This window comes from Streptomyces sp. NPDC029836 (assembly GCF_055574495.1).
This window is the reverse complement of sequence record NZ_JBVHZI010000001.1, coordinates 1,226,413-1,240,728: the sequence shown is the minus strand read 5'-3', so window position 1 is coordinate 1,240,728 and position 14,316 is coordinate 1,226,413. Positions and strand designations below refer to the sequence as shown.

Here is a 14,316-nt window from a genome sequence, read left to right as displayed (position 1 = left end):
ACCGGGCACGAGCCGGCGCAGCCGGGGACGCGGCACGGGGCCGTCTCGGCGGGAGGGATCCACGCGCCGTACGCCGTGCGCGGTCGGTCCGGTCCTCGCACGCTACGCAGCGGGCCCCGAACCGGACAACCCCTACCGACCCGACTGCCCGGCCGCACCGGTGGCGCCGTACGGGGTGTCGCGCCCCGGTGTCCCCCCGGTGGCCGCGATCCGGTGGGCGGGGACGGCGATCGCCGTCACCACCAGGCCGCGGTGCGCGAGCCAGCGGCCGTTGAACGCGGTCACCGGCCGGCCGTCCGGGTCGGTTCCCGGCCGCAGGACACGGGCCCGGAACGTGCCGCTCCGCAGGCCGTCCGGGGCGCCCGCGGTGCCCGCGCTGCCCGGGGCGAAGTCCCCGTCGTCGTCGGCGCGGTCGTCGGCGCGGTCGTCCGTGCGGAAGGAGAGCGCGGCGTCCTCGAAGTCCAACTCGGTGCCGACCAGCGGGTACCAGGTCTTGTACACGGCCTCCTTGGCGCTGAACAGGAGCCGGTCCCGGCAGTACCGCCCCGCTCCGGCCGTACGGGCCCAGGCGAGTTCCTGGGGCAGGGCGATCGACTCCAGCACCCCCCGGGGCAACGGCCGGTCGGGTTCCGCGTCGATGCCCACCGCCATCAGGTCGGTGTCCCGGGCGAGGACGGCGGCCCGGTAGCCGGAGCAGTGCGTCATGCTGCCCACCACTCCCGCCGGCCACTGCGGCACGTTGCGCCGGCCGGGCAGCACCGGCGTCGGGGGCAACCCGAGGGCGGCCAGCGCCCGGCGGGCGCAGCCCCGTACGGTGGTGAACTCCTCGCGCCGCTCCTGCGTCGCGCCGGCCACCAGGGCGGCCTCCTCGGGGTGGAGCACGGCGGAGCCGTCCGGCCCGAACGACTCGCTCGCGCGCACCCCTTCGGGCAGCAGGGTCTCGATCACTTCCCGTCCTCTCCGGCGGTGTACGGGAGGATCTGCCGCAGCAGACCCTTGGGGTGGCCCCGGCGGCGCCACTCGCGCGGGTAGCCGATGGACACCTCCTCGAAGCGCACCCCGTCGTACCAGGTGGTGCGGGGGATGTGCAGGTGTCCGTAGACGACGGCGGCCGTGCGGAACCTGCGGTGCCAGTCGGCGGTGAGCACGGTGCCGCACCACTGGGCGAACTCCGGGTGCCACAGCACGTCCGTGGGTTCGCGCACCAGCGGGAAGTGGTTGACCAGGACCAGCGGCACCGCCGGGTCGTGGGCTTCGAGCCGGCGCAGGGTGTGCGCGACGCGCGCCCGGCACCAGTCGTCGCGCGTCGGGTACGGGTCGGGGTGCAGGAGGTACTCGTCGGTGCAGACGACACCCGCCTCGTGCGCCCGGGCCAGGGACTCCTCCTTGGTCCTGGTCCCCGCCACCCGGAAGGTGTAGTCGTACAGCAGGAACATCGGGGCGACGGCGACCGGACCGCCGGGTCCCTCCCACAACGGCCACGGGTCCTCGGGCGTGACGACGCCCAGCCCGCGGCACATCTCGACCAGGTGCCGGTAGCGCTTCTCGCCCCGCGCCTGGACCGGGTCCTCGCGCGGGGTCCACAGTTCGTGGTTGCCCGGCGCCCACACCACCTTGGCGAAGCGTTCGGACAGCAGGCGCAACGCCCACTCGATGTCCTCGGTCAGTTCACCGACGTCACCGGCGACGATCAGCCAGTCGTCGGGGTGGGTGGGGCGCAGCGATTCGGTGATGGGCCGGTTGTCGGCCATCCCGATGTGCAGGTCGCTCACCGCGAGCAACCGGGGACCGGGAGCACCGGCGGACGCGGGTCCGCCCGGGCCACCGGTCTCCTCGGCGGGATCAGGCAGTATGTGCGACATCGAGGTCCCAACTGACCGGCAGGTCTTGGCGGCGCGTGATGTTGATCTTGCGGTAGACGCGGGTGAGGTGCTGTTCCACCGTACTGACGGTGATGAAGAGCTTCGCCCCGATCTCGCGGTTCGTGTACCCGTGCGCGGCCAGGGCCGCCACCCGTCGCTCGGCGTCCGTCAGGGGTGCCGTCGCGCTCGGCCGCGAGCGTACGGGGGTCGGCAGCTGTGCGGGCGCGGGCCGGGCCGGCACGCGCACTACGGGCTGGGTGCGGTACAGGTCCTCCCGCGCACCGCGGACCTCGGCGATCCGCCCGGCCCGGCGGGTGCAGCTGCGCCCCTGGGCCGCGTCGCCGAGCTGCTCGTACGCCGTTCCCAGGTCCGTCAGCGCCCGGGCCAGTTCGCGGGAGTCGCCCTCCTCCTGGAGCAGCGTCACCGCCCGCTCCAGCAGTACGGGCCGATCGGCCGCCGGTCGGGCGGCGGCCAGGACGCGCAGCGCCATGCCGCGCACCCGGGGTCCGGCCTCCCGGGCGAGCTGTTCCCGGGCGAACTGTTCCGCCTGGTCGCGGTTGCCGAGGGCCAGCGAGGCCTCCGCCATCCCGACCCGCCAGGGCGCGAGCCCCTCCCGGTCCATGTCCCACTCGCGCATCAGCCGTCCGCAGGCCATGAAGTCGGTCAGTGCGGCGTGATGCCGGCCGGTGGCGAGCCGGTGACCTCCACGCGCGTAGAGGTAGTGCAGTCCGTACCTGGTCAGGAGCATCTGTTCCGGTACCGGGTGGTTGTCCACGAGGGCCGCCGCCGCCTCGTGGTCGCCCAGGGCGGTCCGCGCCTCGATGAGGGCGGACAACGGCATGCCTATGCCCACGCCCCAGCCCTGCGGGGTGAGTTGTCGCATCGACTCCGCCGCCAGCCGGCGGGCCAGGTCCGGCTCGCCGCGGCGCAGCGCCATGTGCGCGCGCATCGCCTGCATGACGGCGGTCCAGCCGGGGGCGTCGTGCTCGGAGGCCTCGTCGAGCAGGCGGTCCGTCCACAGGATGGCCTCGCCCAGCCGCTCCGAGTACAGCAGCGTGAGCAGGCAGGCCCGGATGGTGACGTGGCTGTCCTCGGTGAGCCGGGAGCCGGCCAGGATCCGTTCGGCGGTCTCGCCGTGCTCCTCGTCCACGGCGGCTCGCTCGCGGTGGCCCGGGCCGCTGCCGGCGCCCAGGACGCCCTGCAGGACCCGGATCCCGGTCATCGCCCAGTCCTCGGGGGACTCCGCCGGGGAGGCCGGGTCGGCCGGGCCGAGCGCGTGGTCCAGCCGGTCCACCAGCGTGGGGTAGGTGGAGGCCAACAGCGTACGTACGTTGTGCAGTTGACGGGTCAGTCGGGGATCGGACGGCTTCGGCATGGCGTCGAGGGCGTGTTCGATGGCGATCGAGGCGTCATCGACCCAGCCGTTCCACAACAGGTCGCCGACCAGCCGCAGGGAATCGGTGACGGGTAGCGTTCCTTCGCGCAACGCGGCGTTCAGCGGCTGGAGTTCCCGCGCCCAGGCCGACGGGTTCACCCGCCAGACGAACTTGGCCGTACTGGCCCGCAGCCGCAGCCGTTCCCGCTCGTCGCGCGAGCACTCCTCCGCCAGCCGCAGGCAGCTCACCGCGAACTCGACCCGCTGGGCGGCCAGCGCCGTGTGCGCGGCGGCGCTCAGCACTCCCGGCACCCACTCCTCGTCGGGGACGGCCGCACCGTTGCCCAGCAGGTGCGCGGCGACGGCCATCGGGGCCGCCCCGGCTTCGTACAGCAGCCCGGCCGCCCGCCGGCGCAACTGGACCAGGGCGTCGTCGGGCAGGCTCTCCCGTACGGCCGTGCGCACCGCGCCGTGCCGGAACCGTTCGCCCGCCAGGATGCCCGCGTCGCCCAGGGCGGCCACCACCTGCTGCACCGTCCGCTCGTCGCTCTCCACGAGCCGGGCCAACAGCGCTCGCGCGGTCGAGCTGCCCAGCAGGGCGATGCCCTGGGCGACCCGCAGGCCCTCGGCGCCGGTCCGGTGGACGCAGATCAGCGCGTTCTGCAGGAACTGTTCCCCGGCGGGGAACGCTCCGTCGGTCGGTTCCGCGGCGCGCTGCCGGTGGACGCGGTCGTCGAGGAGGCTGTGGACCAGCAGCGGGTTGCCGCCGGTCGCCTTGTGCAGGGAGAGGGCCAGGCGGGCGGTGGGCGAGGTTCCGGGCGCGTCGTCGCCCGCGGGGGCGGCTTGCCCGGTCCGCCCGGCGAGGAGGGCTTCCACCCCGCGACCGCTGAGCGGTCCGAGCCGCAGGTGCAGGCCGTCGACCTGGCGGAGCAGTTCGTCCAGGACGTGCGAGGCGGTCGTTCCCGCGTCGGGGCCGCAGGTGACGACCAGCGCGAGGTTCCCGGCCGTGGCGCGCGCCCGGCCCATGGCGTAGAGGAGGCACTGCAACGACTGGGGGTCCGCGTACTGCACGTCGTCGACGGCGATCAGTACGGGGCCGTGCGCCGCGAGGCCGGCGAGGCGGGCGTGGACCGCCATGAGGGTCGACGCGGGGACGAGTTCCTCGGCGCCGACCGGCCCGTGGAGGGCGAGGGGGCCGGCCGCCTCGCGGGTGTCGCGCAGCAGCTCCTCCACCACGCCGAAGGGTATGTGTCGTTCGGAGACGGAGGTCACGGCGCTGAGCAGGCGGATGCCCCCGTCGGCCGTGGGTTCCAGCACGCGATGGAGCAGTGCCGTCTTGCCGGAGGCGACCGGACCGCTGATGACGGCGATCCGGCAGGGTCTGGAGGGGTCGTCGGGGACTGCCCGGCGCGCGGCCGCGTGGCCGGCGCCGTGAGCGGCGGTGTGGGCCCGGGCGGCGCCGGTCACCCAGGCGGTCAGCTTGGCGATCTGTTCATCCCGCTCGACCAGCATGGCTGTAGAAGCCTCCCCTGAGATTCGGAGCGACACATCTCGGTCCTGTGGCAAGACGTGGCTATTCCTTGGAGTCCCGCACGGGGAAGTGGTGCCCGGGGAGCGCGTGGAATTCTGCGCTCGCCGTTGGTCAAACGGCAGGCCGGTTCTTCCCGTTCGGCAGGTCCGATCAAACTCTAGCAACACTCGACCGGCCTTCCGGCTGGACTCCGTTTTGAATGACACGCAGCCAAGGGGCCGTTGGTTCAGGTGAATCGGGGAAAAAGCCCGTGGCCGTATCGGGAACCTCAAGAAAACCTCAAACACTCATTGCTCAACCTTTACGGCTCTAGGGGTCGGCGCGCGCAGAATAGGGGTCGGAGACGGTGGAGGAGCCACGGTGCCCGCTCGTTTAATGGTGGGGCGCGGGCCTTTGGCGGCCCGTCGGAAGAGACGAGCCGACCGCCTCGCGGGGCCGGGGTCGAGAGGGCACATGACGACGAACCTCACCGGGAAAGTGGCCGAGTTGCGGGACCTCCGTGAGGAGGCGCGGCGCGGGCCGAGCGATCGGGCGACCCAGGCGCAGCACGCCAAGGGCAAGCTGACGGCCCGGGAGCGGATCGCGCTCCTGCTCGACGAGGGGTCCTTCAAGGAGGTCGAGCAGTTGCGTCGGCACCGGGCGACCGGTTTCGGCCTGGAGGCGAAGAGGCCCTACACGGATGGTGTGATCACCGGGTGGGGGACGGTCGAGGGCCGTACGGTCTTCGTCTACGCGCACGATTTCCGGATCTTCGGCGGTGCGTTGGGCGAGGCCCACGCGACGAAGATCCACAAGATCATGGACATGGCGATCGCGGCCGGTGCCCCGTTGGTGTCGCTCAACGACGGGGCGGGGGCCCGTATCCAGGAGGGCGTTTCGGCGCTGGCCGGGTACGGCGGGATCTTCCAGCGCAACACGCGGGCGTCGGGTGTCATCCCGCAGATCAGTGTGATGCTGGGTCCGTGCGCGGGTGGCGCGGCGTACTCGCCGGCGTTGACGGACTTCGTGTTCATGGTCCGTGAGACCTCGCAGATGTTCATCACCGGTCCCGACGTGGTCCGCGCGGTGACGGGTGAGGAGATCACCCAGAACGGGCTCGGCGGCGCCGATGTGCACGCGGAGACCTCGGGCGTGGCGCACTTCGCGTACGACGACGAGGAGACCTGCATCTCCGAGGTCCGCTACCTCATCACGATGCTCCCCTCCAACAACCGCGAGAACCCGCCGCACTTGCGTGGCGCGGACCCGGCGGACCGCCGCTGCGAGGCCCTCCTCACCCTCGTTCCCGTCGACGGGAACCGGCCGTACGACATGCTCAAGGTGATCGAGGAGCTCGTCGACGAGGGCGACGTCCTGGAGATCCACGAGCGCTGGGCGCGCAACATCATCTGCGCGCTGGCCCGGATCGACGGCCAGGTCGTGGGCATCGTCGCCAACCAGCCCGGTCACCTCGCGGGCGTCCTGGACATCCACGCCTCGGAGAAGGCGGCGCGTTTCGTCCAGCTGTGCGACGCGTTCAACATCCCGATCGTCACCCTGCTAGACGTCCCCGGGTTCCTGCCGGGTGTCGACCAGGAGCACGGCGGCATCATCCGGCACGGCGCGAAGTTGCTGTACGCGTACTGCAACGCGACCGTGCCGCGGATCTCGCTGATCCTGCGGAAGGCGTACGGCGGTGCGTACATCGTCATGGACTCGCAGTCCATCGGGGCCGACCTGACCTACGCCTGGCCCACCAACGAGATCGCGGTGATGGGCGCCGACGGCGCCGCCAACGTCATCTTCCGCAAGCAGATCGCGGACGCCGAGGACCCCGAGGCGATGCGCGCGCGCATGGTCAAGGAGTACAAGGCCGAGCTGATGCACCCGTACTACGCGGCCGAACGCGGTCTCGTGGACGACGTCATCGATCCCGCCGAGACCCGCGAGGTCCTCGCGGGCGCGCTCGCGATGCTCCGCACCAAGCACGCCGACCTGCCGTCGCGCAAGCACGGCAACCCGCCGCAGTAGACCACCGCACGCCCGGGAGCCGCCCGGCGTCCCCACCCGCGCCCGGGCCCACCAACGGGGCACCGGGCCGCCGTAGCCGGAAAGGCACCGACCGCACCATGACCGCCCAGCCCAACGGACCGACCCCGCCGCTCGCACCGACCGAGACCGACCGGACGCTGCACTTCGCCGGTCAGGCCACGTTCGGCCGCATTCCCCGCATCGACCAGGTGGAGAAGGCGGACATCGCCGTGGTCGGCGTTCCCTTCGACGGCGGCGTCACCTACCGCCCCGGAGCCCGGTTCGGCGGCAACGCCATCCGCGAGGCCTCCCGCACGCTGCGCCCCTACAACCCGGCGCAGGACGTCTACCCCTTCCACTACAGCCAGGTCGCGGACGCGGGTGACATCAGCGCCAATCCGTTCAACGCGAACGAGGCGGTGGAGACCATCGAGGCCGCCGCCGACGAACTCCTCGCCGGCGGCGCCCGGCTGATGACGCTGGGCGGCGACCACACGATCGCGCTGCCGCTGCTGCGGTCCGTGGCCAAGAAGCACGGGCCGGTCGCGGTCCTGCACTTCGACGCGCACCTCGACACCTGGGACGAGTACTTCGGCCAGCAGTACACCCACGGAATGCCCTTCCGTCGGGCCGTGGAGGAGGGCGTCATCGACACCTCCGCCCTCTGCCACGTCGGAACGCGCGGCCCGATCTACGGCAAGAAGGACCTCGACGACGACGCCAAGCTCGGCTTCGGCATCGTCACCTCCGCGGACGTGATGCGCCGCGGGGTCGACGAGATAGCCCAGCAACTGCGCGAGCGGGTCGGCGACCGGCCCCTGTACATCTCCATCGACATCGACGTCCTGGACCCCGCGCACGCCCCGGGCACCGGCACCCCGGAAGCCGGCGGCATGACCTCCCGCGAACTGCTGGAGATCCTGCGCGGCCTCGCGGACTGTCAGCTGGTCTCCGCCGACATCGTGGAGGTCGCACCGGCCTACGACCACGCCGGCATCACCTCGGTCGCCGCGTCGCACGCCGCTTACGAGCTGATCACCATCATGTCCAAGCAGATCGCGCCGGTCCGCTGGGGGATGGCGAAGTAGCCGACTCGGAAGGGGCCGGCGCGCACGGGGCGCCGGCCCCTTCCGCACGCGCGAATTTACCTGACTGAAACCCTCGGCGGGTCGCAAGTACGCCGGGCTCGGCCATACTTGCCGACGGGCACACGTCCGCGCCGACTTCACCGCACCGTCCCTTTTCGGGATGCGCCCCGGGATGACATCGCCAGCATTTCCGATGTTCCGTGCTGCCCGCGTAAATAAAAGGCCGATAAGCCGACGGCGCGTTCTGTCGTTCGCGATCGGATAAATGCGTCAGGGCGCGCGGTTCCGCTTAGAAATACCGGACGCGCCCGTCCACGTCATCATTTCGTTCATTGAGTTCACGCCCCGAGGGCGATCGGGGTGGGCGTCCGGGCGCTGCCGAGGCGGGGGTGGTGCCGTCAAGTTAGGAAACTTTACTAACAGTGTCAAGGGGGCGTCGCCGCCCGCCCACCCCCAGCCGTCCGCCGTTCATCCGCGCGTCGTGCGGTGTGCGTCGCCCCGATGGGTGCGGGGGTGGGGTTTGTCGGTCGGCCGTGCTTTGCTGGACGCATGATCGATGAATTTCTGGCCCGTGACCTGTCCGCCGTGGAAGAGGCCGTGCGCAAGGCGGCGGCCGTCGAGATCATGCCCAGGTTCCGGCAACTCGCCGACCACGAGGTGGACCAGAAGAGCGGCCCCCACGACCTGGTGACCGTCGCCGACCGGCTGGCCGAGGAACACCTCACGGCCTCGTTGACCAAACTGCTGCCCGGCTCCGCCGTCGTCGGCGAGGAAGCCGTGCACGCCGACCCGGACGTCTACCGGGCGCTGCGCGCCGAAGCACCCGTGTGGATCATCGACCCGGTCGACGGGACCCGGCAGTTCGTCAACGGCGACGCCGGCTTCTGCACCCTGGTGGCGCTGGCCCTGCGCGGCGAGATCCTCGCCTCCTGGACCTTCGCCCCGGCCCTGGACGAGCTGGCGACCGCCGTACGGGGACAGGGCGCGTACGTCAACGGCGAGCGGATCCACAGCGGTTCGCCCGAACCCGGCGCCGAACTGCGCGTGGCCACGGCCCACCCGCTGTACACGACGGAGGAGGAGCGGCGCGTCCTCGCCCGGCTGGAGGTGCCAGGCGTCACCGTCCGGCCCTGCGGTTCGGCCGGTCTGGAGTACCTGAAGGTGGCCCGCGGGGAGATGGACGCCCTCGCCTTCAACTGGCCCTCCGCCTGGGACCACGCGGCCGGTCTGTTGCTGGTCGCCGAGGCGGGCGGCACCCAGAGCACCGTCGACGGGGTGCCCTTCCGGGTGGACCGCGACAACGCCCTCCCGTTCGCCGTCGGCCGGGACGAGGCCACGACCGTACGCGTCCGCGACCTGCTGCGCGGCGCGTAGCGCGGCGACGGCGGCCCGCCGGACGACCCGCGGAGCCGATCGGCGCGGGCCGCACCATAGGGTGGGGTCAGTGCCCATCGGACGAAGGAGTCGCAAGTGCCGCCGATTCTCGATGCGGTCGTGGTGGGGGCGGGGCCCAACGGGCTGACGGCCGCCGTCGAACTGGCCCGCCGGGGCCACTCCGTGGCCGTCTTCGAGGCCGCGGAGACCGTCGGCGGCGGCGCCCGGACCGAGGAGCTCACGCTCCCCGGATTCCGGCACGACCCCTGCGCGGCCGTCCACCCCCTGGGCGCGGGCTCGCCGGTGTTCAGGACCATGCCGCTCCAGCGGTACGGACTGGAGTGGCTGCACCCCCCGCTCCCGATGGCGCACCCCTTCGACGACGGCACGGCCGCCGTGCTCTCCCGGTCCGTCGCGGAGACCGCCGCCTCCTTCGGGCCGCGCGACGCGGGCACCTACCGCCGGCTGGTCGAGCCGTTCCTCGGCAAGTGGGACACCCTCGCCCGGGACTTCATGTCCCTGCCGAACACCGCGCTGCCCCGGGACCCGATCACCCTCGCCCGCTTCGGGCTCACCGGACTGCCGCCCTCCACCTGGTTGCTGCGCCGCTTCAGGGACGACCGGGCGCGCGCCCTGTTCGCCGGGCTCGTGGCGCACGTCATGGCTCCGTTGAACGGCATCGGTACCGGCGCCGTCGGCCTGGTCTTCGCCCTCGCCGCGCACGCGGGTGGCTGGCCGCTGCCGCGCGGCGGCTCGCAGTCCCTCTCCGACGCCCTCGCCGGATACCTGCGCGACCTGGGCGGCACCATCCACACCGGCTTCGAGGTCAAGCGGCTCGACGACCTCCCGCCGGCCCGCGCGTACCTCTTCGACACCTCCCCGACCGCCCTGGCCCGCATCGCCCGACTGGGCAGCGCCTACGAGGGCTACCGGTACGGGGCCGCCGCCTTCAAGATCGACTATGCCCTGGACGGGCCGGTGCCCTGGACCGCCGAGGAACCCCGCCGGGCCGGCACCGTCCAGATCGGCCCCCACACCCGCGACATCGACGCCGCCCTGCAACTCGCCTCGGGCGGCCGCGCCCCGCGCAACCCCTTCCTCATCGCCGCCCAACCCAGCCTCGTCGACCCCGGCCGGGCACCCGAGGGCAAGCACGTGTTCTGGGTGTACGGACACGTCCCGTCGGGCTGGGACGGTGACCTCACCGAGCCCATCGAGCGGCAGTTGGAGCGCTTCGCCCCGGGCTTCCGCGACCTCGTACTGGCCCGCGCGACGTCCGGCCCCGCGCAGCTCGCGGCCCGCAACCCCAACTACGTCGGCGGGGACATCGCCTGCGGCGCGGCCTCCGGCCTCCAGCTCCTGCTGCGCCCGAAGGTCACCCTGTCCCCGTACACCACCGCCCACCCCGCGGTGTTCCTGTGCTCCTCGGCCACCCCGCCGGGCCCGGGCGTGCACGGCATGTCCGGCCACAACGCGGCCAAGGCGGTCTGGCGCCACCTTCGGAAGGCCTCCTGATGGTCCGCATCGCCCTCGTCCTCGGAGACATCACCACCGAAGCGGCGGACGCGATCGTCAACGCCGCGAACTCCTCCCTGCTCGGCGGCGGGGGAGTGGACGGAGCCATCCACCGGCGTGGCGGCCCCGAGATCCTGGCCGCCTGCGAGGACCTGCGGCGCTCCCACTACGGCAAGGGGCTGCCGACGGGTCGGGCGGTGGCCACCACGGCCGGACGCCTACCGGCCGAGCACGTCATCCACACGGTCGGCCCGGTGTGGTCGCGCGCCGAGGACCGCTCCGCGCTCCTCGCCTCCTGCTACCGCGAGTCCCTGCGCGTCGCCGACGAGCTGGGGGCCCGGACGGTCGCCTTCCCCGCCATCTCCACCGGGATCTACGGCTGGCCGATGGACGACGGCGCCCGCATCGCGGTCGAGACGGTACGGGCGGCCCGCACCGAGGTCGAGGAGGTCCGGTTCGTGCTCTTCGACGCGACCGCCCACGCCGCTTTCGCAGCGGCCATCGGCGGCCCGACGGCCGACCCGGCGTAGGCGGTCACTCCGCCCGCGCAGGCGGAAACCGCGCCCGCGCAGCCCGTCACCTCCCCCGTGCGGTCCCGCCGGGGGAGGGGCGCGGGTAAGTCCGGGTCTGCTTGACGCTGCCGTAGGCGAAGCTCGACTCGATCGAGGCGATGCCGGGAATGGCGTGGATCCGGTGGCGCACCAGCGCCTCGTACGCCTCCAGGTCCTCGATGACGACCCGCAGCAGGTAGTCGCTGCTGCCCGCCATCAGGTAGCAGTCCTGGATGTGCTCGATGACCGCCACGTGCTCCTCGAACACGCCGACCGCCTCCGCCGTGTGCCGCTCCAGGCGGATGCGGACGAAGACGGTGACGGGGAGCCCGAAGGCGACCTGGTCCACCATGGCGGTGTAGCCGCGGATCAGACCCGCCTCCTCCAGCCGGCGGACCCGGCGCAGACACGGCGACGGGGACAGCCGGACGCGGTCGGCCAAATCCTGGTTCGACAGCCGTCCGTCGGCCTGCAATTCCCGGATGATCTGCAGATCGACGGCGTCCATGGGCCCTCCCGGGGCAGTTCTTGGCAGATCCTGCCCCAAACGTATGTCCGAGCGACAGAACTGGCAATCGGCTGCCCCCGCCCAGGCCCTAGCGTTGCGGGCGAACGGACCAGACCGGTCCGCTCTCACAGGCTGGAGCAACTTCCTTGGTCGCGACCACCACCACCGGGCCGGCCGCTCCGCTCGACGCGGAGGGCCCGCGAGCCGGACATCCCGGCCGCAGCGGGCTCTCCCCGCAGGCCCGGGGCATCGCCGCGCTGCTGGTGACCGTGGCGATCTGGGCCGCCTTCGCGCTCAGCGCCCGCGCCCTCAGCGCCTCCACCCTGCTGCCCGCCGACGCCGCCCTGCTGCGCTTCGGCGTCCCGCTCGTCGTCCTGCTGCCCGCGCTGTGGCGACGCAGGGCACGCATCGCAGCGGTCCGACCCGGACCCGCCCTCAAGATCGTCTGCGGTGCGGGGGTGCCGTTCTTCCTCGCCGCCATGCACGGCGGCGCCCTCACCTCGGCCGCCTTCGTCGGCTCCATCGTCCCCGGCATGGTCCCGCTGTTCGTCTCCGCCCTGATGGCCGCCCGCGGTCGCGGCCTGCCCCGCGGCGCGCAGAGCGCCGGCCTGGCCCTGATCGCCGCCGGGGTGCTCGCCCTCGTCTGGCGGTACGTCGTCCCCGTCGACACCGACGTCCTCGCCGGCGCGGGCACCCTGCTGGTCGCCAGCGGACTGTGGGCCCTCTACACGGTCGGCCTGCGCGACGTCGACCTCGACCCCGTCGGCTCGATCGGCCTGCTCTGCCTGCCCTCCTTCGCCGTCATCGCCCTCCTGGTGCTGACCGGGGTGCTCCCGACCGGCATCGCGCACGCCGAAGGCGGCGACATCCTGCTGTTCCTCGTGGTGCAGGGGCTCGGCGTGGGCCTGTGCGCCGGCCTCCTGTACGCCTTCGCCATCCGCCGGCTCGGCGCCGAGCGCGCCTCCGTCGTCGGGAGCCTGAGCCCGGTCGCCGTCGTCCTGCTCGCCGTGCCGCTGCTCGGCGAGAGGCCGACCCTCGCCGTGCTGATCGGCGTCCCCCTCATCACCATCGGCGTCGTCCTCGCCAACCGCCGCCCCCGCCCGCACGTCCACCCGCGACCCGAGGTTCCCGCAGATGCTTGAGCTGCTCCCCCCGCCGCCCACCGACCCGCTGTGGGACCTGACGTACGAGTACGGCACCGACGAACGCCCCGAGCGGCTGAACCTCGTCCTCGGCGTCTACCGGGACCCGACCGGCCGCACCCCGGTCATGGCGGCCGTCCGCGAGGCCGAGATCCTGCTCGCCGAACGGTCCGAGTCCAAGGAGTACCGCGGGCTCTCCGGAAACGCCGGCTTCAACCGGGCCCTGCTCTCGATGGTGCTGGGCCCCGACGGCCCGGCCGACCGGGCCGCGGCCGTCCAGACCGTCGCCGGCTCCGGCGCGCTGCGGCTGCTGGCCGACCTGATCTGCCGGACCCGCCCCGGCACCACGGTGTGGATCAGCGACCCGGCGTACGTCAACCACCGGCCCATCCTGGAGGCCGCCGGCCTGACCGTGCGCACCTATGGCTGGCGCGACGCCGAGGGCGGCTTCGACGCCGAATCGGTCCTGCGCGACCTCGGGGCGGCGCGGCGCGACGACGTCGTCCTGCTCCAGGGCTGTTGCCACAACCCGACCGGCGCCGATCCCGCCCCGCGGGACTGGGCGGCCCTGGCCGAACTGGCCGCCCGCAACGGCTGGGTCCCCTTCGTCGACCTCGCCTACCACGGACTCGGCGACGGACTGGAGGCCGATCTGGCCCCCACCCGGATGCTCGCCGCCCGGGTGCCGGAGATGCTGGTGGCCGTGAGCTGCTCGAAGAACTTCGGCCTCTACAGCGACCGTACGGGTTGCGCCATCGTGATCGGCGCCTCGGCCCGGTCCGTGCGGCACGCCGAGACGGCCCTGCAGAACGCCGCCCGGACCCTGTACTCGATGCCGCCGGAGCACGGCGCCGCCGTCGTGACGACCATCCTGGAGGACGAGCGGCTGCGCCGTTCCTGGGAGGCCGAACTGGAGCTCATGCGGGGCCGGATCGCCGCCAACCGCGCTGAACTCACCCAGCAGTTGGACGCGTTGGGGTGCGCCGTCCAGGCCCGGGCGCTGGCGCGACAGAAGGGCATGTTCTCCATGCTCCCGCTCACCTCCGCGCAGATGCTGTTGCTGCGGCGGCAGTTCGCCATCTACGGCACCACCTCGGGCCGCATCAACATCGCCGGCATCCCGCCCCACCGCATCCCCTGCCTCGCGCGGGGCATCGCCTCCGTCCTGGACCCGGCCGAACTCCCGCGCCAGGCCCGCCTCGTGCGTTGAGAGGCGCGCCCCCGCCGGTCCACCCGCTCCACGGGTGCGCCCGCGCGCTGACCGCCTTTCACGGCACATGTCGGTGAATTCGTAGAAGTTCCGTGAAGCTCCTGGCCGAAATTCCTCCGGGCCCGGTGGCGGAAACGGTCGGGCCGCGGT

General features: G+C 72.8%; 11 protein-coding genes. 7 read left to right on the top strand and 4 right to left on the bottom strand.

Annotated features, from left to right (window positions below; genetic code table 11):
* Positions 1–132: 132 nt before the first annotated feature.
* From ACZ4XJ_RS05680 to ACZ4XJ_RS05670, 3 genes are read right to left on the bottom strand one after another with little or no spacing between them, the layout of a single operon-like run.
* Entirely contained in the window at positions 133–948 is an 816-nt protein-coding gene (locus tag ACZ4XJ_RS05680; RefSeq protein ID WP_468495411.1) for a 4'-phosphopantetheinyl transferase family protein, read from the bottom strand.
* Positions 945–1,862 (bottom strand): metallophosphoesterase family protein, encoded by a 918-nt coding sequence (locus tag ACZ4XJ_RS05675; protein ID WP_468495410.1) that lies wholly within the window; start codon positions 1,860–1,862, stop codon positions 945–947. The genes ACZ4XJ_RS05680 and ACZ4XJ_RS05675 overlap by 4 nt, the downstream gene beginning before the upstream one ends.
* A complete protein-coding gene (locus ACZ4XJ_RS05670; protein ID WP_468495409.1) occupies positions 1,843–4,749 on the bottom strand; it encodes a LuxR C-terminal-related transcriptional regulator in 2,907 nt (968 codons plus the stop codon). The genes ACZ4XJ_RS05675 and ACZ4XJ_RS05670 overlap by 20 nt, the downstream gene beginning before the upstream one ends.
* 472 nt (positions 4,750–5,221) lie before the next feature.
* On the opposite strand from ACZ4XJ_RS05670, the gene ACZ4XJ_RS05665 reads away from it, so the two are divergent.
* The 5 genes from ACZ4XJ_RS05665 to ACZ4XJ_RS05645 all read left to right on the top strand — a co-directional run bounded on the left by ACZ4XJ_RS05665 (position 5,222) and on the right by ACZ4XJ_RS05645 (position 11,285).
* Positions 5,222–6,778, top strand: coding sequence for an acyl-CoA carboxylase subunit beta (locus ACZ4XJ_RS05665; protein ID WP_468495408.1), 1,557 nt, complete (start codon positions 5,222–5,224; stop codon positions 6,776–6,778).
* Between the two features lie 98 nt (positions 6,779–6,876).
* Entirely contained in the window at positions 6,877–7,866 is a 990-nt protein-coding gene (gene speB, locus ACZ4XJ_RS05660; RefSeq protein WP_362882183.1) for an agmatinase, read from the top strand.
* Between the two features lie 549 nt (positions 7,867–8,415).
* The gene (locus ACZ4XJ_RS05655) at positions 8,416–9,240 is read left to right on the top strand and encodes an inositol monophosphatase family protein (protein ID WP_468495407.1); all 825 of its coding nucleotides are present in this window, start codon (positions 8,416–8,418) and stop codon (positions 9,238–9,240) included.
* 96 nt (positions 9,241–9,336) lie between these two features.
* Positions 9,337–10,755, top strand: coding sequence for a phytoene desaturase family protein (locus ACZ4XJ_RS05650; RefSeq protein ID WP_468495406.1), 1,419 nt, complete (start codon positions 9,337–9,339; stop codon positions 10,753–10,755).
* On the top strand, positions 10,755–11,285 hold the full coding sequence (locus tag ACZ4XJ_RS05645) for an O-acetyl-ADP-ribose deacetylase (RefSeq protein ID WP_468495405.1): 531 nt from the start codon (positions 10,755–10,757) through the stop codon (positions 11,283–11,285). The genes ACZ4XJ_RS05650 and ACZ4XJ_RS05645 overlap by 1 nt, the downstream gene beginning before the upstream one ends.
* 46 nt (positions 11,286–11,331) lie before the next feature.
* Here ACZ4XJ_RS05645 and ACZ4XJ_RS05640 read toward each other — a convergent pair whose 3' ends face one another.
* The gene (locus tag ACZ4XJ_RS05640; protein WP_362882190.1) at positions 11,332–11,814 is read right to left on the bottom strand and encodes an Lrp/AsnC family transcriptional regulator; all 483 of its coding nucleotides are present in this window, start codon (positions 11,812–11,814) and stop codon (positions 11,332–11,334) included.
* Positions 11,815–11,960: 146 nt separating this feature from the next.
* Here ACZ4XJ_RS05640 and ACZ4XJ_RS05635 point away from each other — a divergent pair, with 146 nt between their 5' ends.
* Both ACZ4XJ_RS05635 and ACZ4XJ_RS05630 read left to right on the top strand, forming a co-directional pair.
* On the top strand, positions 11,961–12,956 hold the full coding sequence (locus ACZ4XJ_RS05635; protein WP_468495404.1) for a DMT family transporter: 996 nt from the start codon (positions 11,961–11,963) through the stop codon (positions 12,954–12,956).
* Positions 12,949–14,166, top strand: coding sequence for an aromatic amino acid transaminase (locus ACZ4XJ_RS05630; RefSeq protein WP_468495403.1), 1,218 nt, complete (start codon positions 12,949–12,951; stop codon positions 14,164–14,166). The genes ACZ4XJ_RS05635 and ACZ4XJ_RS05630 overlap by 8 nt, the downstream gene beginning before the upstream one ends.
* The last annotated feature ends 150 nt before the right edge of the window (positions 14,167–14,316 follow it).